This is a genomic window from Pseudoalteromonas sp. S8-8 (assembly GCF_000497875.1).
Classification (GTDB): Bacteria; Pseudomonadota; Gammaproteobacteria; order Enterobacterales; family Alteromonadaceae; genus Pseudoalteromonas; species Pseudoalteromonas arctica.
Genome location: NZ_AUTR01000017.1, coordinates 1 through 19,756, shown reverse-complemented (window position 1 = coordinate 19,756; position 19,756 = coordinate 1). Strand labels below are relative to the sequence as shown.

Here is a 19,756-nt window from a genome sequence, read left to right as displayed (position 1 = left end):
GCAAAGCCATTTATGAGCGTACTAACCAACCCAAGTTTACTGTTACTTCGTAATAGCGAGGCACTAACGGGCAAATCTATCTTGGTGGTCAACTTTGTTCAAGATGGCTTTTTAACAGAGCTTAAAAAACTTAACCCGCAAAACAAGGTAACTGCATTTAGCTACAACCATGCTAACGGTGAGTTTGCTAAAAATACCAAAGACGTTGAGATTTGTGTAAATCACACAATACCAGGTAACGGCTACGATTTAGTTATTCTTTACTATCCTAAATCAAAACCTGAGTTATTAATGGCGCTTGATAATATTCGATCTACTATTACTGATGATGCCGAACTATTGGTGGTAGGTGAAAACAAAAGTGGTGTTAAATCAATTGAAAAGCAATTAGCTGGTAAAGCTGAGTTTAGTAACAAAATTGATTCAGCTAAGCACTGCGTTCTTTACTCATTTGCTGAGATTACCCAGCACCCTGATTTTGATATTACGACCTACCATAAAAAGTTTGTTGTTAATGTTGCCGACACCGAGTTTACAGCTATTAGTGTCCCAGGGGTGTTTAATCACGGTAGTTTAGATATGGGAACGAAAGTTCTACTCGAAAACGCACCGACAATTAAGCAAGGTAGGGTTCTCGACTTTGGTTGTGGTGCAGGTTTAATAGCAACCTTTTTAGGGCTGCATAATCCAGCACTTGAGTTTGTGTGTAGTGATGTAAGTGCACTGGCAACTTACGCAACACAGCAAACTCTAAAGCTTAACAACATCAAAGGCGAAGCGATATTAAGTGACGGCCTTAAAAGCATTACCGGTAAGTTTGATTTAATTATTAGCAATCCACCTTTTCATACAGGTATTGCAACCGACTACACAGTAGCAGAAACATTTTTAGCAAATGCAAAACAGCATTTAACTAAAGTAGGAAAGCTGAATATTGTTGCTAACAGCTTTTTAAAATACCCGCCTATTTTAGAAACGCAATTTGAAAGCTACCAAACGGTATTTAAAAATAACAAGTTTGCCGTATATAGCAGCTAGTATTATTTTTAAAAATGCTTGAGTGCAAACGCGCTCAAGCTAACCTTCGCATAAATATAAGAATTAATTTAGCTTTTTTCCTTCATTTTCTCCCGTCTTTGCTAAACTAAAACTCTAAATAATCAAAATTAATTCAGGCGATAACGAAATAATGCCTAAAAAAGTTCATCAAAGTAGCATTCGCAAAGCACTCATAAATTTAATTATGCTTATTACAGCTATTTGCTTGTCGCTATCTATTTCGATATCTACTTATTTAAGCGTAAAAGAGCAAAAGCAATTAATCATTAATAAACTCGTCATACTTTCTGAAATTGTAGCTTTTGATGCTGGTAAATCAGTAGTTGAAGATGATAGAAAAACAGAAGAAAAACGCCTCAAGTCATTTGAAAATATCCCCCTTGTAAAAAACATACATATTTATTCAATAGAAAAAGCATCTCAAAAACCTGTTTTTTTTATTAGCTTCAATGCAAAAAAAACGCCTCCAGTGCCGTTAAGAATAGACAGTGTTGATGAGCTAAAAACGCCACGAATTACGAGCGATCATATTGAACTAACCCGCCCTATTTACGATAACGAAAAGTTGGTAGGTTATGTATATATGCGAGGGAGCCTCGAAAGTTTAGAGACTTATATTGAGAGAAAAATATTAATAGACGTGCTATTAACTCTATTAATTTTGGTAGTTGTTTACTTTATTGCTATAAAAGTTCAACGACGTATAGCCAAGCCAATAGAGCAGTTAAGCATGCTATTGCAGGATGTATCTAAAAATCATAACTATGATGCACGCGCGCCAATAACCGATGTAAAAGAAATAACCGCTCTTTCAAATAGTTTAAATATCATGCTTACACGCACCAAAAAGCAACTTGAGCGCCACGAAAAAGATAAACAAGAAATAAAACAACTAAACCAAAGCCTTGAAGAAAAAGTAAACCAGCGAACAATCGCTCTCAGAGAAGCAAATCAAGAGCTTTTATCAACCCTTGAGCGAATGCATCAGTATCAAACGCAAATTGTTGAAAACGAAAAAATGGCATCGCTTGGGCAAATGGTTGCTGGGGTTGCCCATGAAGTGAATACACCAATAGGGCTAGGTATTACAGGCTCTACATTACTTCGAGATAAACTGGCAGATATACAGCAAAGCTTTGACGATAAAAAACTTACCTCAAGCCATCTAAAACGCTTTATAGATGAAGGTATTGAAAACTTAGACTTAATTTATCGTAATCTAAATCGTGCCGCAGACCTGATATCTAACTTTAAAAAAGTGGCCGTTATTCAAGATGACGGTGTTAATACCTATATTAATGTACATAAATTAATAAGTGATGTTTTAACATCGATTCAATCTGAACTACTGCCTAAAAAGCCTGTCGTTATTATTAACTGTCCGACCGACTTGGCTATTCATAGTAAGTCTGAACCTCTGCAACAAGTGTTTCAGCAGTTGCTTATGAACTCTGTGATCCATGGATTTATAGGTAAAGAAAATAATGAAATTCGCTTTGACGTAGAACTGGTAGGGAAAAAATTAACAATAGTTTATTCTGACAATGGTCAAGGCGTTGATAAAAACATTAAAAATAGAATTTTTGACCCGTTTGTAACTTCAAAGCGCGGACAAGGCGCAAGCGGCTTAGGCATGCACTTGGTCTACAACCTAGTAACACAAGCACTTGGCGGAAGAGTTATGTTTGATCTTGAAGAAAAACACGGTGCTCGCTTTATAATTACTATTCCTTAAATAAAGATCACTAAAAAGTGCATATATTTAAAATTTATCCTTGAATTAGCATTTAATGACCTCATTAATGAGGCATGTGATAAGCGCGTAACATTATTTAATTGCATTAAATAAATATTACCAAGCGATTTATGAACTTTTTTATCTTTGCTGTATCACATACATTGATGAAAGGTTAGAAAGTGATATAGTTTTGCTTTGAATTAGTCTGATTATTTTAAGTACCTTGTTTGATTGAATGATGTATCAATTATTAAAGGAAAATGGCTTCGACTTTATGATTCAAATAGCTACATCCACGTATATATCAATTAAACAGTAGTTTTTGCACTGCCCTTTTTAGTAGACTTTGGACACCCTACTGTTTTATTTTTATCCAATTTGTTTTTTCCTTGTTAACAAATGGGTATAATCCTATAATCTCTAGTAATCGGTTATAAATTCGTCACCGGTTTTTTATAAATAAAATATTCCAAAAGGTTAATTAATAATGCAAACGCCAGTCATTCTAATCGTAGAAGATGAAGACGTAACTCGACTGAACCTAGTTAGTTTATTTGAAGCTGAAGGGTACAAAGTTATTGAAGCCATTGATGGCGATGATATGCATGACAAGCTTACAAATAACGATGACGTTAATCTTGTAGTTATGGATATCAACCTTCCTGGTAAAAACGGTCTTATTTTAGCCCGTGAATTACGCCAAAAGCGTAAAGTAGGTCTTATATTCCTAACGGGTCGTGATAACGATGTTGACCGTATTTTAGGTCTTGAAATTGGCGCAGATGACTACGTTACTAAGCCATTCAACCCGCGTGAATTAACTATTAGAGCTCGCAACCTTATTACTCGTACTGCTTTAGGCGGTGAAGAGTCAGCACTAGAAACAAATGGTGTTATTACGTTTAACGGTTGGGAACTTGATGAGAATAGCCGTTGTCTTACTTCTCCAAATGGCGACGCTAAACGTTTGCCAAAAGGTGAGTACAGAGCACTTCGTTTAATGCTTGATTCTCCAGGTCGTATTTTTAGTCGTGAGCAATTAATCAAGCACATGACAGGCCGTGAGCTTCGTGCAAATGACCGTACTGTTGATGTTACTATTCGTCGCATTCGTAAGCATTTTGAGAGTGATAACTCAACGTCAGAGTTAATCAGCACCATCCATGGTGAAGGTTACCGTTTCATTGGTAAAATTGACGCTTAATTAGAGCTAATTAGTTTTACTCTAATTGCTGTAAAAATAAATGAAGGGCTTTTTGTCCTTCATTTATTTTATCTGCTAAAACATCTAACCACTGCTTTAACACTTCATCAGATTCATCAATCGCACCATGCTCCATTATTTTGGCATGAAGCTGCACATCATTTAAACCTACCGAGCCAGCCGCACCTTTAAGTTTATGCGCTACTGATTCATACTCTTCTCTATCGCCGGTATTTAATGAGGTAAGTAATTCTTGCTGATATTGTGGACTTAGCTTTTCGAATAACTGACTACTGCGTCTAAATACAACTAAGCCCATCGAATTTACAAAGTCTTCTATTGTTTCAATATCTAATAAGTGTGCATCAATGCCCTCTAGCGCTTCTTCACTTACTTTTAGCTGTGGCTCTGTGCATTCACTTTGCTTAATGCCAAATAAGTCAGCCAGCATTTTATCAAGCTTAACTGTGTTAATTGGTTTAGCCAACGCACCTTGTATTGATATACCTTCAAGCTCTTTTTCAGCACTGCGTACATTGGCAGTTAAAGCAACAATAGGTAATTTATCGAAGTGGCTATCTGAGCGTATTTGCTTAGCAACCACGTCACCGTTTATATCTGGCAATTGCATATCAAGTAGTACTAAGTCTAAGTCATCTTCGGTTTCGACAAACGAGAGTGCATCTTCACCGGTTTCAGCCCATAACACTTCATGGCCGCGTTGCTCTAATAGGTTTGTAGCAATTTCGGCGTTAAGAGGCACATCTTCTACTAGTAGAATATACAAACCACGGCCAACATAACTTTGCTCTGTTGGTGCAACACATAAACTAAGCGGTATTTGCACTGTAAAACAACTTCCTTCGCCTTCAGTACTATTTACCGTAATTATCCCTTTCATTGCACTTACAAGTGCCTTAGTTACAGCTAAACCAATACCTGAGCCTATCGCGTTAGTGCCTTTTAAATCCGGCGCTTTGTAATACATATCAAATATATGGGCAAGTTGCTCTGGTGGAATACCTTGACCGGTATCCAGTACCTTAATAACTAACCATGGGCCTTCTACGCGATTTTCTCTGCTGCATTCGAGTGTTACTTTGCCTTGCTGAGTAAACTTAACGGCGTTGTTAATTAAGTTCCAAACAACTTGGCGTAATCGAGTCGGATCGAGCTGCGCGTAAACATCAAGTATGCCATTGCGCTTAATATCAAACTCAAGCTCTTTTTGCTCTGCTATTAAGCCTGCAAAATTAACTACATCGTTTATAAAGTCTGACACATTAATAGAATTGGTTGCTATATCGAGCTGATCTCTATCTATTTTATCTAAATCTATAATATCGTTAAAAATATTGCCGAGTGTTTCAGCACTCGAAAAAATAGTATTGCCCCAACTACGCTGTTGCTTATTAAGCTCTGTATCTAATAACATACGCGTTAAACCAACAATGCCATTTAAAGGAGTACGTAGTTCATGGCTCAGCGTAGCAATAAACTTACCTTTGTCTTTATAGGCAGTTTCGAGCGCTTGTGCTGCCTCTTTACGGCTAGTGATATCACGACCAAAACCCAGTAAACCAATGTAGTCACCGTCATCATTTATAAAAGGTAATTTACGCAGCTCAAACCAACGTGTTTCACCATTTACTTCATAACCCACATCGATAGTTAGTGCTTTATGGCTTTGCTCTACTTCTTTATCGGTTGCCAAAACTTCAGCTAAAAAATGACTCGGGAATATCTGCTCTACCGTTTTTCCTATTAGCTCACTACTTGATTTTCCCATTACCTCTTCAAACATTTTATTACAGCCGGCAAATACACCGTTGTTATCACGGTAATAAAATAGATCGGGAGATGAATCAACGATTGAGCGTTGCAACATACTTTGTTGGGCAAGTTCTTGTTGTGTTTTTTTACGCTCAGCAATTTCTCGGCGCAGCTCTTCAATAGCGCGATGCTTGGCATGAAATGCCATTTTACGCTCATCAATTTCAATATTTAAACGGCTAATGTTGTCTTTTAGGGTTTGGTTTAAGAGTTTTTCCTGTTTGGTTGCGCTATCTAAATAAGCATACGAGGCATCTAATTGACGAATTGAATTAAGTAATACACTTATAATTAAAGGAGAAACCACAGCAGTAAAAAATACCACAGCCAAAATATCAACAAGGTGTAATTCGCCTATCGCAACATAATAAAACATGCTCGATAAAATAAGAGATACAGTTAAAAATAAAGTGTAACAAATAGCTGCGGTTTTAAATTCACCAAATCGCGTTATTGAGCTGGAAAGTACCCGAGCCCAAGGGCTCAAAGAATAATCGGTCATACGTAATTTTATCTCTTAGCTGTGTGCTTAAATATAAAGAAGGCAATGCGCATGTATAAACATACCATTTTCCCAGATTTTAGCATTTTTCTCCTACCACTACCCATGTTGTGCGATAAAAACAGAATTTTTCATGTTTGATTTTGCTCATCTCTTAAACTCATCATTTCAGCAATAAATTATTTAGTGTAAAATGCCCCGCTTTATTATCTCCAAAATACGAGTAGCGCACATGCAAACCAATATGCCAGATATAGCAGACACTGCACCCGCTTTACAAACAGGTAAATTAGACTGGGTTGGCATGGGCGAAATCGAACTGCCATTTATTTTTGAGTCACGAGACTTATCTCCAGTTACAGTAAATGCCAAAGCTCGTGCATTTGTAAATTTGCATAAAGAAGATGCCAAAGGCATTCATATGTCACGTCTATTTTTAGCACTTGACCTGCTTTCAACTGAGCAGCAAGTCAATCCGCAAACAATAGCGCAAGCACTCGATACTTTTATAACTAGCCACGAAGGGCTGAGCGATAAAGCACAAATTGAATTTAAATTTGAATTACCGCTACGCCGTAAATCACTATTAAGTGGTAAAGCGGGCTGGAAAAGCTACCCAGTTGTACTTACCAGTACAATTGAAAATAACATTATTAGCTACGAGCTAACTGTAGATGTTACCTATTCTTCAACGTGCCCTTGCTCTGCAGCACTTGCGCGCCAGCTTATACAAAACGCGTTTAACGAAAAGTTTAACCAAGAAACCTTAAGCCAAAAAGATGTGCACGAATGGCTAGGCACTACACAAGGCATAGTCGCTACACCTCACTCGCAGCGCTCTATTGCCAACGTAAAAGTAAAGCTTGATAGCAATATTCAAGAATTTGACGTAGTGACTCTAATAAATACCCTCGAAGCTGAACTTAAAACGCCTGTACAAGCGGCAGTAAAACGCGAAGACGAGCAAGAATTTGCCCGTTTAAATGGTCAAAATCTTATGTTTTGTGAAGATGCAGCGCGTAAAATTAAAGCTTTATTAGAAACAGATAATTACAGCGATTACTGGCTGCAAATAAACCATTATGAATCACTCCATGCACACGATGCTGTAGCTATTGCGGTTAAAGGTATTGAAGGTGGATACAAAGCTTAATAGCTACATAGTTTTAGCTTTTATAAACAGTTGGTAATTATTTTATAACTCATACTTTTTAGGCACGTAAATTGCTTTATTTGAGCAGTGTCAATTTGTTGTTATGGAGTTACCGTATGGAATTCGCTTTATTATTAATTCTAGTATTAGTTGTCGGGGCTTCTGTTGTTGCGTCAAAATTTAATGACGATGGCGGAAACCCGTATCCTTTTACCCGCAAGCAAACTGTTTTTACGCAGGTTGAAGGCGCTTTTTTAAATCTTCTCGAGCGTGCTGTAGGCGATCAATATAAAATTGTTAGTCGCGTTAAGCTAATTGACGTTATTGACTGTAAGCAAGGTCTTTCTATTAAATCTAAACGTGCTGCTTTAGCTAAAGCTAAAAATAAGCAACTCGACTTTGTATTAATCGATAAAGAAAAACTAACTATTGTTGCGGCCGTTGACCTAGTTAACAATGCTAATAAAGATGGTCACAAAGCTCAACGCGACTGGTTTGTAAACGGTGCACTAGAGTCTGCGGGCATTCCACATATTCGTATGAAAGTTAAATCAGGCTACCGTCCTTCTGAAGTACGCGATGCAATTATGTTTAAACTTGGTAAGCCTGCAGCAACACAAACGCAGCGCCCTGTTCGTAATCGCTCACATAAGCCAGCGGTACTTTCACCTTCTCAAGCCAAAGCACAAACAACTGCTTTAGCTGAAATTTAAAAACCAAATTAAATACTCTCCTAAAAAGTATTTAAAGCGAGCTCATAAACAAGCTCGCTTTTTTGTTTTTTATTGCTAACTTCACGTATAATCAAGTGATTCAAACTCAGGAATTAAACATTATGAATGTTGGTATTATTGGCGCAATGGAGCCAGAAGTTAAAATTTTACGTGAAGCGATGCAAAACCCACAAATTTTAACTAAAGCAGGTTTCACTTTTTATACTGGTGAATTGGCTGGTAACACAGTAACACTTGTTCAATCTGGTATTGGTAAAGTAGCATCAACAATTGCAACTACCTTACTGATTGATAACTTCAAACCTGATTGCGTAATTAACACAGGCTCTGCCGGTGGATTCGATCCTTCTCTAAGTGTTGGCGACGTAGTAATTTCGTCAGAAGTACGTCATCACGATGTAGATGTTACTGCTTTTGGCTACGAAATTGGCCAAGTACCACAAATGCCAGCAGGCTTTACAGCTCACCCTAAGTTAGTTGAAGCAGCACAACAAACAATCGAACAAATCAGTGATGTTAAAACACTTGTTGGCTTAATTTGTACTGGTGACACATTTATGTGTGATCCGGTACGTATTGATAAAGCACGCAGTGATTTTCCTACAATGCTTGCCGTTGAAATGGAAGGCGCTTCGATTGCACAAACGTGTTTTACGCTTAACACACCATTTGTTGTAATTCGCTCAATGTCTGATATAGCAGGTAAAGAATCACCACAATCATTCGAAGAATACCTAGAAACAGCATCAATCAACTCATCTAAAATGGTTGTCGCACTTTTAGAAAAGCTAACTGCAGTGTCTCTGTAAATGCTTAGCAATATTGTTCAAAACCACTTGGACTTTATTGCCTTCATACTAGCGCTCCTTGCTGAGCGCTTTATTCCCCTTATTAGCTGGTATCATCCTAATACGGCGTTAAATGCTGTTTTTAGTGCTATTGGCAAACGCATATACAAAAGCAAAGAACCTAAAAGCTATCAATATTTGGCAGCTATACTCGCAAGCACGCTCATTTTAAGTGTCATTCTCATTATTGTAGTGCTACTACTCGAGTTTGCTTTTTATCCTGAATTACTCGCTGGCCTTATTTTATACTTATGCTTAGAGAGTAAGAGTATTGATAAAAAAGCACTTCGCATTGCAAAGCTAACTAAACAAAATCAAAAATCGACGGCACGCGAATTACTAAAACCACTGCTTGCCCGTGAAGTTAATAGGCTTTCATCTCCTGGTATTATTAAAGCATTAATTGAAAGCTTAATACTGCGCACTGCTCGATACTATTTCGTAGTTATATTTATATTTTTAGCCTTTGGCCCTATTGCTGCCCTCGCCTATCGATTATTTACTTTAATACAACAAGCCTGGCGTAGTGATATATCCCCAAATAGCTACTTTTTAAAACCGCTTAAAACTCTGTTGTTTATTATTGAGTATATTCCAATGCGCTTACTCGCTTTAACTATTGCAGCAAGTAGAGCGAGCAAACAAAGCATGCACTACATAAAGCATTATGGTAGACATTTTTATCAAACAAATACAGGTTGGCTACTAAGCACATGCTCTGCATCACTTGGCGTGCAGCTGGGCGGGCCTGCAGTTTATTTAGGTACTCGCTTTAATAAAATGCGTATAGGTACTGATAGACTACCTACACCCGAGGATGTACCTGTAATAATTAATAGATTAAATCAGGCGCGTGTATTTTGGTTGTTAGTAATTGTAAGTATTGAAATATTAAAAGTGATTTAGTGACTATTTAGTGACTACCTCGTAACTATTTACAGACCCCAAAATACGAGCACAAAAAAACCAGCCTAGGCTGGTTTTTTAGTTTTCAAACGGTATTTAAGCTACAGTGATGTTTGCAAACTTACGTTTACCTACTTGGTAAATAGCCGTTGTGCCTTTTGCTATTTCAAGTTTGGTATCAGTGATTTTATCTTCACCATTAAGTTTAACTGCACCTTGCTTAATCATACGCATTGCTTCTGATGTACTTACTACTAAATTTGCTTCTTTAAGCAAGTTAGCAATTAAAATAGTGTCTTCTGCAATAGTGATTGTCAGCTCTGGGATTTCATCTGGTAACGCTTTTTTCTGAAAACGCTGAATAAAATCATCATGTGCACCTTGTGCATCAGCTTCACTATGAAAACGAGCAATTAGCTCTTTAGCTAGTTCAATTTTAATATCGCGCGGGTTAGTACCTTGCTCAACACGTTCTTTTTGAGCTGCAATTTCTTCAATAGAAAGCGCGCTTAATAAATCGTAATAACGCCACATTAGCACATCACTAATTGACATTATTTTACCAAACATATCGTTAGGCGCATCAGTAATACCAATGTAGTTACCAAGCGACTTAGACATTTTTTGAACGCCGTCAGTACCTTCAAGTAATGGCATCATTAATACTGTTTGCGGCTTTTGGCCTTCAACTTTTTGTAGCTCACGGCCCATTAACAAGTTAAAGCGCTGATCAGTACCGCCTAGTTCAACATCTGACTCTAGTGCAACCGAATCCCAACCTTGTACCAGTGGATATAAAAACTCATGAATTGCAATTGGTTGGCCGCTGCCGTAACGCTTTTTAAAGTCATCACGTTCAAGCATACGTGCTACAGTTTGGTTTGCAGCAAGTTTTATCATACCTGCAGCGCCTAACTTTTCCATCCAAGTAGAGTTAAATGCAACAGTGGTTTTAGCAGGATCTAGAATTTTGAATACTTGTTCTTTATATGTTTCGGCATTGGCTAGTACGTCTTCGCGAGTAAGTGGTTTACGCGTTACGTTTTTACCTGTTGGGTCACCAATCATGCCAGTAAAGTCACCAATTAAGAAAATAACCTCATGACCTAAATCCTGAAAGGTTTTCATTTTATTAATTAGTACAGTGTGCCCTAAATGTAAATCAGGGGCTGTAGGATCAAAGCCAGCTTTTATTTTTAGCTTTTTGCCCGACTTTAGTTTTTCAACTAGTTCGTCTTCAATTAATATTTCTTCTGCACCGCGTTTTATCTCTGCTAGAGCGGTTTGTAAATCCACTTTGTGTTACTCCAAAATTCTGCCTACGAAGGGGCGGACTAGTTACTTGTAATCACGGTTTAATATAGGTTTAAACCGAATATATATATGTAGCTAACATAACAAATTTCTACCTAATTAAAATAACTTTTTAAGTTATTAATGCAACTAAACAAAATGAATTGAGTCTTAGTTAGATAGGACGTTAAAAAAGGCTTCCTAACCCTGATTTTAGCGTAGTTTAAGGTTAGTTTAAATCTACAAAGCACTAGTATTCGTACATTATTAAGTATATCCTGCAATATTATGTATTTATTATCTTGACAGCAGAAAAAGGCACGTTATGGTTCACGTGGTTAACACTCTCCCAAAAAAACACAAATTGCTTATTTTAGGTTTAGTTTCTGCTATTGCCGGCTTGGCATTTCTTCCTTCTGAAAAAGCGACTGCTTCTAAAGACAATAATGCAGATGCATTAGAGATAGGCAAGCGCTATGAGTTACAAGTTAAAGTTGATGACAACGAAAAATTAACTGAGTTAAATTCAGAGCAAGCAGCAGAAAAGTTACCAGAATACGACTTTGTCGATCATAAAGTTAAAAATGGCGACAATTTAGCAATTATCTTCAAACGTGCTGGTTTTTCAGCTCAAACGCTCCATAAACTAATTAACACTAACGCAGAAACGCGCAAGCTAACTAAAATTCACCCTGGTGAAATACTTAGCTTTGCGACAGCTGAAGATGGCTCTTTGGCTCAACTGCGCTATGTGATTTCAAAAACCGATACTTTATTTGTTACCTTAAATGAAGAAGGTAACTACGATACAGCTATTGATAGTAAAGAAATTGAAACGCTAACCAAAACCGCTGGCGGCGAAATATCTAACAACTTTTGGACTTCAGCAATAGCGGCAGGTTTAAGCGAACGTCAAATAATGAACTTTGCTGACATATTTGGTTGGGATGTTGATTTTGCAAACGACATTCGTAAAGGCGATGTGTTTGGCTTAATTTACGAGTCTCACTATGTTGATGGCGAGTTTATTGGTACCGGTAAAATTATTGCCGCTGAATTTGTAAACCAAGGTCAGCGCTTTGCAGCGATTCGCCATACCGACGGCAATTTTTATACGCCTGAAGGGCGTAGCATGAAAAAAGCATTTTTACGTGCACCTGTAAGCTTTAAGTATATTAGTTCGAGCTTTAATCCTCGTCGCTTACACCCAGTTACTGGGCAAGTTAGAGCGCACCGTGGTATCGACTTTGCTGCACGCACTGGCACACCGGTGGTTGCATCAGGTAACGGTAAGGTAGTTAAAGCGGGTTACAGCAAGTACAACGGTAACTACGTATTTATTAGCCATGGCACACAATATGTAACTAAGTACTTACACCTAAATAAGAAACTAGTTAAAACGGGCCAAAAAGTTAAACAGGGCCAACAAATTGGTACTGTAGGTTCTACGGGTCGTGTTACTGGCGCGCATTTACACTATGAATTTTTAGTAAATGGCGTTCATCGTAATCCTAAAACAGTAAAACTTCCTAAGTCAGAGCCACTACCTCGCTCAGAACTTGCTAAGTTTAAACCGATTGCAGATAACTTTATTGCCCAACTTGAGCGCAATCGCGAGCTACAGTTAGCACTTAAATAAAGTTTATTAATAAACATTAAAAAAGCCTTTGCAGGTTTAACCTGCAAAGGCTTTTTTGTATACGCTAAAAACCATTAATACATTAATACATAAATGAGCTGAATCACTAAAGACACCATCACTAATGGCCAAATATATTTGCTGTATTTGGTTGCACCGTTGAGCCCTATTTTACTTTGATATTTTTCAAGCAATGGAATAAGTATCGCTAGCGCGACAAACAAACCAATTAAAATAACGAATATATTCATATTAGTGCCCTACTTATGGTAGCTCATGGCCTTTAGCGCTTACATAAAGTGCATACCAATGCTCACGAGTTAGTTGTACGTTTACAGCATCACAAGAGGCTTTAATACGCTTGGCATTAGTTGTTCCAATAATCGGCTGAATAGATGCGGGATGGCGCAGTAACCATGCAATAACAATAGCCTCAGCAGACGTATCATAAAGTGCAGCCAGCTTATTAACTAAAAGACTCGTGTTTATATCAGCCTGCGATGCGTTTGATAAATCACTGCCGCTGTATAATCCTTGGCATAAACTGCCCCAGCTTTGAATTTGAATTTCAAAATGGCGACAGTACTCAATACTACCGGGCGTAAAATTAAGATCTTTACCGTCACTGTTACCGGCATATACACCTTCATCAACAAACTGATGTTTTTGTAAACTAGCCTCAATTTGATTAGCCACAATCGGCATATCAAGTGCATGCTGTAAAAAATTCATTTGATGTTGCTGCATATTCGATACGGCAAAATTGCGCACTTTACCGCTTTCTTTTAAGCAACTAAATATACGAGCAATTTCGTTAACTTCCATGAGTGGATCAGGACGATGTAGCATAAGTACGTCTAAATAGTCTGTATTTAATCGCTTCAAGGATGCTTCAACTGATTGCTCAATCCACTTTGATGAAAAATCATAGCGCTTTGGCCCTAAGTCATCTTCAAAACGAATCCCACACTTAGATTGAATATACATGTGCTCTCTAAGCTCTGGTCGCTCGCTTAATGCTTTACCAAAAACCTGCTCCGCTTTACCAAAAGTATAAATATCAGCATGGTCAAAAAAGTTAATGCCACCTTCAATAGCGCTATCTATGCATTCATGAGTTTGCTTAACATGTGCATCAGTGATTGCGTCTTTATTCCAACCGCCGCCCAGACCCATGCATCCGAATACAAGTTTACTAACATGAGGTAAGTGCTTTGCTAAAGGTGTGTGAAGCATGATAACTATCCTTAAAATTTTGAAGAGCTGTTACTGTAAACAAAAAGCGCTGAACAAGAAACCATTTAGCGGTGAACAAATTAAGAACAAAAAAAAGCGCAGTAAACTGCGCTTAATGGTTAATCTATTTTAAATTACATTTTTAGCCAACGAGTGCTAGCAATATGCCCGCAGCAACTGCACTACCAAGTACACCCGCTACGTTGGGTCCCATAGCATGCATAAGTAAAAAGTTATGTGGGTTACTTTCAAGGCCAACTTTATTAACTACTCGTGCCGCCATTGGCACAGCCGATACACCTGCTGCCCCAATTAATGGGTTTATAGGTGTTTTAGATATGCGGTTAAGTCCTTTTGCCATAAATACGCCAGATGCCGTACCAATTGCAAAAGCCAGTGCGCCAAGCACTAAAATACCAATCGTCTCAACAGTTAAAAACTTATCTGCAGCAAGCTTTGAGCCTACAGCTAAACCTAAAAATATAGTTGTAACATTGATGATTTCGTTTTGAGCACTGTTACTTAATCTATCAACAACACCCGACTCTCGCATTAAGTTACCTAAACAAAACATACCTACAAGCGGTATAGCAGCCGGTAAAAACATAGCCGTTAAACTAAGCACCATAAGAGGGAAAATAATCTTTTCCTTTTTAGATACTTTGCGAAGCTCTGGCATCTTAATTTTACGTTCTTCTGGGGTTGTTAACGCACGCATAATTGGCGGTTGAATAATTGGTACTAATGCCATATATGAGTATGCTGCTACCGCTATTGCGCCTAGTAAATCAGGTGCCAGTTTTGACGCTAAAAATATTGCAGTCGGTCCATCTGCACCACCAATAATGGCAATAGCCGATGCGTCCTGTAGAGTAAACTCAAAACCTGGCACATAGTTAAGTAATATAGCGCCAAACAATGTAGCAAAAATGCCAAACTGTGCAGCCGCACCTAATAACAACATACGTGGGTTTGCAATAAGCGCGCTAAAGTCGGTCAGCGCCCCTACTCCCATAAATATCAACAACGGAAAAATCCCCGTATCAATACCCACGTAATAAACGTAATACAAAAGCCCACCTGGGTCTGACAAACCTGCCACTGGTACATTTGTTAAAATTGCACCAAAACCAATTGGTAATAATAATAGTGGTTCAAAGCCTTTAGCTATCGCTAAAAACAGTAATAAACACCCTACCGCAATCATAATTAATGATGGGATTGTAAAGTTAGCAATGCCAGTAGCATTCCAGAGGTTTAAAATACCTTCCATCCTCTATTTACTCCTAAGCTAATGCAATCATAGCGTCGCCGGTAGTTACAGCATCGCCTTCACCAACCAACACTTCAGCAATTGTTCCGGTATGCATTGCGCGTATTTCGGTTTCCATTTTCATGGCTTCCATAATAATCACTACATCACCTTCGTTAACAACTTGCCCAGCTTTTACCTTAATCTTAAAAATATTACCGGCTAAAGGGGCATTAAGTGTTTCACCTGATGCAACTGAAGCAGACTGAGGAATGTGCTCAGAGTCTTTTAATGTTACTTCTTTTAGCTCACCACCTTGCGCCACTACTACGTCGTAAACTTTACCATCTACTTTTACGCTGTATTGCTCAGCTTTAACGCTACTATTATTTGATCCCGATTTTGGTGCTGCCTTATTGCTCTTATCTTCAACGGTAGGAATAGGCTCAAATGCATCAGGGTTATTACGATTTTTAATAAATTTCAAACCAACTTGTGGAAATAATGCATAAGTTAGTACGTCATCAATTTGCTCATCAGCAAGTGTTAAACCTTGCTCTTGCGCTTCTTTTAATAATTCAGCTTCAAGCGTTGCAAGCTCTGGTGCAATGTTATCTGCAGGGCGACAAGTAATAACCTCTGCTCCATCAAGCACACGCTCTTGTAGCTCTTTATTCATTGGTGCTGGTGTTAAGCCATATTCACCTTTTAATACGCCAGCAGTTTCTTTAGTGATTGTTTTATAACGCTCACCGGTTAGCACGTTAAGTACTGCTTGAGTACCTACAATTTGCGACGTGGGTGTTACTAAAGGTAAAAAACCAAGATCTTCACGTACGCGTGGGATCTCAAGCAAAACTTCATTAAGCTTATCTGCCGCGCCTTGCTCTTTAAGTTGGTTTTCCATGTTTGTAAGCATGCCACCTGGTACTTGAGCTAGTAAAATACGACCATCAACCCCTTTTAAGCTACCTTCAAATGCCGCATATTTTTTACGTACATCTCTAAAGTAAGCAGCAATTTCTTCTAGGTGGTTTAAATCAAGGTCGGTATCGCGCTCAGTTCCTTCAACTATCGATACAATAGTTTCAGTTGCTGTGTGTCCGTAAGTCATACTCATTGATGAAATAGCGGTATCAAGCATATCAATGCCTGCATCAATCGCTTTTTGATAAGTCGCAGTACTTAAACCTGTTGTAGCGTGGCACTGCATAGCAATAGGAACCGATACGGTTTCTTTAAGTGCTTTAATTAGTTTTTCAGCATCGTACGGCTTTAATAAACCCGCCATGTCTTTAATACAAATTGAGTGACAGCCTAAATCTTCTAATTGCTTAGCAAGAGTCAGCCACATATCAAGCGTATGAACAGGACTTACTGTGTACGAAATAGTACCTTGAGCATGTGCGCCTACTTTTATAGCCGCTTTAATCGCTGTTTCTAGGTTACGTACATCGTTCATTGCATCGAAAATACGAAATACGTCAACGCCATTTTTATGTGCGCGTTCTACAAACTTTTCAACTACGTCATCAGCGTAATGGCGGTAGCCTAATAGGTTTTGACCGCGTAATAGCATTTGCTGTTTAGTATTAGGCATCGCTTTTTTAAGCGCACGAATACGCCCCCAAGGATCTTCGCCTAAATAACGAATACACGAATCAAATGTAGCACCGCCCCACGATTCAATAGACCAATAACCTGCATCATCTAGCTTGCTAGCAATAGGTAGCATATCGTCTAGGCGCATACGTGTTGCGAGCAATGATTGGTGCGCATCGCGTAATACCAATTCTGTTAATTTTAATTTAGCCATGTGTGTGCCCCTTATTTATTATTTGATTTGTACTGAGCAATGGCAGCACTAATAGCAGCGATGTGCTCATTAGGCACACCTTGAGATTTAAAAGACGGTGATTTAGCTGGTGATGCCTCTGGTTCGCTATAGCGCGTCACCAAATTAGACATAAGCGTTACTGCACCAATTAATATCGACAGAAATACAAACACCCCAACCATACCAGTTAGCATTAAGCTACCAGCCGTTGTGAGTAGAGCACCTATATCCATTTTTCTCCCCCTTGAAACCCATATCGAAAATAAAAAATCGATTTAATTAAATATTTATTCACTGGATAATAACAAAACTAGTCGCTTTGTCTACATCTTGTAAATTGGTAAAACCAATTAAACTATAAACAACATAACACTCAACAAATTTACATGCCATAACCCAGCAATCATGCGCCCTACAATACATACAGAAAATAACGACTATAGCTAATAGTTATATGGAAGTTGTTAATTAACTATTCAACTTAATAAAAATAACCGCCAAATTTTATAATAAGTACAAAAACACACATCAATTGTTAATTGGTCTTACCAAAAACATTATTTTTAGTGAATATTTACCAGTAACTTGTAACAGTGTGAATAACTTACATAACAAAGCGTAAAAATTACTAACTAACTAATAACTAAAAACACAGTTAAAAAACATAACTGTCTGATATAAAACAAAAATAAAATTTGGCATATAACTGGCATTAGTTATTGTGAGCAAATTTGATAACCAAGGAGAAAACAATGTTACGCTGGACAATTACATTTTTAGTTATTGCTTTAATCGCTGCAGTGTTAGGTTTTGGTGGCATCGCAGGTGCCGCAGCTGGTATAGCAAAAATTATATTTTTTATATTTTTAGTACTTTTAGTGATCTCATTAGTTTCAGGTGCACTACGTGGTAAATCACCCAGGTAGATAAAGCATTCAACTAACAAACACTAAAATTTAATTAATACTTACAAGGAATTACATTATGAATTCAACAACTGTAAAAGCAGCACTAATCGGTCTATTCGCAAGTTTCTTCATCATGGGTTGTGAAGACAATCATGCAGAAGACGCAGGCGAACGTATTGACGAAGCAGTAACTGACGTGCAAAACAAAGTAGAAGATGCATGTGAAAATGTTAAAGAAGGCGTAAACGCTGAAGAAACTAACTGTTAATTCTTCTTGTATCGCTAAAAAACGGCCTTAGGGCTAACACCATTCAGTTAAGCATGCTTTGACTTAATGGTGTACCGAGTTTTTGAAATTCGAACGGTCCTACTTTTGGGCCGTTTTCTTTTTTCTGGAAGAATATAACGTTTCACTCGTTCTCGCATTGCCCTTAATTTCTTTGGAATTGAACCTGGCGAAGCGATGGCACACCAGAGTATTTCATCCTGTATATCCCGCAAAGCCATGACAAAACTAATTCTCAGCGGGGAGACTTTAGCCTCTTTGGCTATTCGACTTATCTCTACTCGAATTAAATTGTAGGCTAGCAATATACCCCATAGCTCTTGATTGACTCCATCCACAGTCTGACTACGCAAAAGAATACTATCCTCAAGCATCTGGTGTTTTATTTCTCCATAGCTATTTTCAATTTCCCAGCGCTCGAAATAGACATCAAGAATGGCCTGTGCACCAAAAGCCTGTTTATCATCCAAAGAGCACAGCAGACCTTTTATTTTTCCAGGCCCCATTGGCTCAGGATAAAGAACCAGTCTGGCCTGCCAGCACTCAGGAAGCGAAGGGTCTTGTTTTCTGGCATGCGCAGATACACTCATCTCTACTTTGAAGTCATGCTCAGAGTAAGATTCAATGACGGTGTATTGCGTGTTGCTTTTAATCGGGACCATCCAGTGCGACTGTGGGTGTTGCTTACGCCAATTAATCAGTAGCTCAGCGCTGAGATAACATCGGTCAAAAATAGTTAGACTGTTATCACTTACATGACCAAATAACTGCTTTGCGTAGTTCACCTCACCTTGATAACTGGGCCCGAAGGCAACGTGGTGTATCAACCGGCTACGCAAGGAGCTTAAGGCGCATAGGCGTACAATAGGATATTCTGTATGACGGTTTTTACTGTGCTTAATATAGTGAAAGTGCTCAGCAAGAGCAGGTGTATCAGGTGCACGAAATTGCGTTCCATCAACAGAAAATAACCGGAGTCCATACCACGTATCATCAGCATCTTCTTCTTGTGTCCAACGGGCTGCACATAGGTGAAATAAGGCTTGGAGGGGGTCGCTACTCAGGCGCTGTCTCGCTTGAGGAATAGCACTTGGAGCAACCGTATCGCCCAGGGTATCAGTGAGTGTTAAATCTAACTTCTCAACAACGTCACTAATAGAGCGGTCGCGAAAAAGACCCATTGCAATGATAAGCCAGACGACAAGCTCAGCAGGTAACTTACGTTTGCGAATACTTGCTTTATCGGTCTGCTCGAGCACATTAGAAATCCACTCAAGAGGGATATGTTTCTGAAATGTAGATAAAGAGTCAGGAGTGGCGAATATATC

18 protein-coding genes are annotated in these 19,756 nt (G+C 38.4%); 10 read left to right on the top strand and 8 right to left on the bottom strand.

From position 1 onward, the window contains the following. Window positions 1-12 precede the first annotated feature (12 nt). The 3 genes from L659_RS0104155 to arcA all read left to right on the top strand — a co-directional run bounded on the left by L659_RS0104155 (window position 13) and on the right by arcA (window position 4,001). Window positions 13-1,038 carry a methyltransferase gene (locus L659_RS0104155; RefSeq protein WP_024589697.1) on the top strand — a complete coding sequence of 342 codons (1,026 nt, stop codon included), beginning with the start codon at window positions 13-15 and terminating at the stop codon, window positions 1,036-1,038. 151 nt (window positions 1,039-1,189) lie between these two features. Then, complete coding sequence (locus tag L659_RS0104150) at window positions 1,190-2,794, top strand: sensor histidine kinase (RefSeq protein ID WP_024589696.1); 1,605 nt, start codon at window positions 1,190-1,192, stop codon at window positions 2,792-2,794. 490 nt (window positions 2,795-3,284) lie between these two features. Next, entirely contained in the window at window positions 3,285-4,001 is a 717-nt protein-coding gene (gene arcA, locus L659_RS0104145) for a two-component system response regulator ArcA (protein ID WP_002962549.1), read from the top strand. A gap of 16 nt (window positions 4,002-4,017) precedes the next feature. Here arcA and arcB read toward each other — a convergent pair whose 3' ends face one another. Continuing rightward, window positions 4,018-6,336 (bottom strand): aerobic respiration two-component sensor histidine kinase ArcB, encoded by a 2,319-nt coding sequence (arcB, locus tag L659_RS0104140; protein WP_007582964.1) that lies wholly within the window; start codon window positions 6,334-6,336, stop codon window positions 4,018-4,020. Between the two features lie 232 nt (window positions 6,337-6,568). On the opposite strand from arcB, the gene folE2 reads away from it, so the two are divergent. From folE2 to L659_RS0104120, 4 genes are all read left to right on the top strand, one after another. Further along, window positions 6,569-7,489, top strand: coding sequence for a GTP cyclohydrolase FolE2 (folE2, locus tag L659_RS0104135; RefSeq protein WP_024589695.1), 921 nt, complete (start codon window positions 6,569-6,571; stop codon window positions 7,487-7,489). A 116-nt stretch (window positions 7,490-7,605) separates the two neighbouring features. Further along, window positions 7,606-8,202, top strand: a complete 597-nt coding sequence (locus tag L659_RS0104130) for a DUF2726 domain-containing protein (RefSeq protein WP_007582968.1) — start codon at window positions 7,606-7,608, stop codon at window positions 8,200-8,202. A 122-nt stretch (window positions 8,203-8,324) separates the two neighbouring features. After that, the gene (gene mtnN, locus L659_RS0104125; RefSeq protein ID WP_024589694.1) at window positions 8,325-9,032 is read left to right on the top strand and encodes a 5'-methylthioadenosine/S-adenosylhomocysteine nucleosidase; all 708 of its coding nucleotides are present in this window, start codon (window positions 8,325-8,327) and stop codon (window positions 9,030-9,032) included. Further along, window positions 9,033-9,977: a cobalamin biosynthesis protein CobD/CbiB gene (locus L659_RS0104120; RefSeq protein WP_024589693.1), complete on the top strand. Its 945-nt coding sequence runs from the start codon at window positions 9,033-9,035 to the stop codon at window positions 9,975-9,977. It abuts the gene before it with no gap. A gap of 96 nt (window positions 9,978-10,073) precedes the next feature. Here the strand turns inward: L659_RS0104120 and tyrS are convergent, their stop codons facing one another. Then, entirely contained in the window at window positions 10,074-11,273 is a 1,200-nt protein-coding gene (gene tyrS / locus L659_RS0104115; protein ID WP_007585427.1) for a tyrosine--tRNA ligase, read from the bottom strand. 322 nt (window positions 11,274-11,595) lie between these two features. Between tyrS and L659_RS0104110 the strand changes: the two genes are divergently transcribed. Further along, window positions 11,596-12,909, top strand: a complete 1,314-nt coding sequence (locus tag L659_RS0104110; RefSeq protein WP_007585425.1) for a peptidoglycan DD-metalloendopeptidase family protein — start codon at window positions 11,596-11,598, stop codon at window positions 12,907-12,909. Window positions 12,910-12,983: 74 nt separating this feature from the next. Here L659_RS0104110 and L659_RS1000000123765 read toward each other — a convergent pair whose 3' ends face one another. The 5 genes from L659_RS1000000123765 to L659_RS0104080 all read right to left on the bottom strand — a co-directional run bounded on the left by L659_RS1000000123765 (window position 12,984) and on the right by L659_RS0104080 (window position 17,467). After that, window positions 12,984-13,160, bottom strand: a complete 177-nt coding sequence (locus L659_RS1000000123765; protein WP_007583822.1) for a hypothetical protein — start codon at window positions 13,158-13,160, stop codon at window positions 12,984-12,986. 13 nt (window positions 13,161-13,173) lie between these two features. Beyond that, window positions 13,174-14,145, bottom strand: a complete 972-nt coding sequence (locus L659_RS0104100) for an aldo/keto reductase (RefSeq protein ID WP_024589692.1) — start codon at window positions 14,143-14,145, stop codon at window positions 13,174-13,176. A 142-nt stretch (window positions 14,146-14,287) separates the two neighbouring features. After that, on the bottom strand, window positions 14,288-15,418 hold the full coding sequence (locus tag L659_RS0104090; protein WP_002961942.1) for a sodium ion-translocating decarboxylase subunit beta: 1,131 nt from the start codon (window positions 15,416-15,418) through the stop codon (window positions 14,288-14,290). Window positions 15,419-15,431: 13 nt separating this feature from the next. Beyond that, window positions 15,432-17,213, bottom strand: coding sequence for a sodium-extruding oxaloacetate decarboxylase subunit alpha (gene oadA / locus L659_RS0104085; protein ID WP_024589691.1), 1,782 nt, complete (start codon window positions 17,211-17,213; stop codon window positions 15,432-15,434). 11 nt (window positions 17,214-17,224) lie between these two features. Next, window positions 17,225-17,467, bottom strand: a complete 243-nt coding sequence (locus L659_RS0104080; protein WP_007583814.1) for an OadG family protein — start codon at window positions 17,465-17,467, stop codon at window positions 17,225-17,227. Between the two features lie 519 nt (window positions 17,468-17,986). Here L659_RS0104080 and L659_RS1000000123340 point away from each other — a divergent pair. Both L659_RS1000000123340 and L659_RS0104070 read left to right on the top strand, forming a co-directional pair. Further along, entirely contained in the window at window positions 17,987-18,160 is a 174-nt protein-coding gene (locus L659_RS1000000123340) for a DUF1328 domain-containing protein (protein WP_002961939.1), read from the top strand. A 58-nt stretch (window positions 18,161-18,218) separates the two neighbouring features. Beyond that, window positions 18,219-18,410, top strand: a complete 192-nt coding sequence (locus L659_RS0104070; protein ID WP_007378921.1) for a hypothetical protein — start codon at window positions 18,219-18,221, stop codon at window positions 18,408-18,410. Window positions 18,411-18,457: 47 nt separating this feature from the next. Here the strand turns inward: L659_RS0104070 and L659_RS0104065 are convergent, their stop codons facing one another. After that, window positions 18,458-19,753: an IS4 family transposase gene (locus L659_RS0104065; RefSeq protein WP_032826755.1), complete on the bottom strand. Its 1,296-nt coding sequence runs from the start codon at window positions 19,751-19,753 to the stop codon at window positions 18,458-18,460. Window positions 19,754-19,756 lie beyond the last annotated feature (3 nt).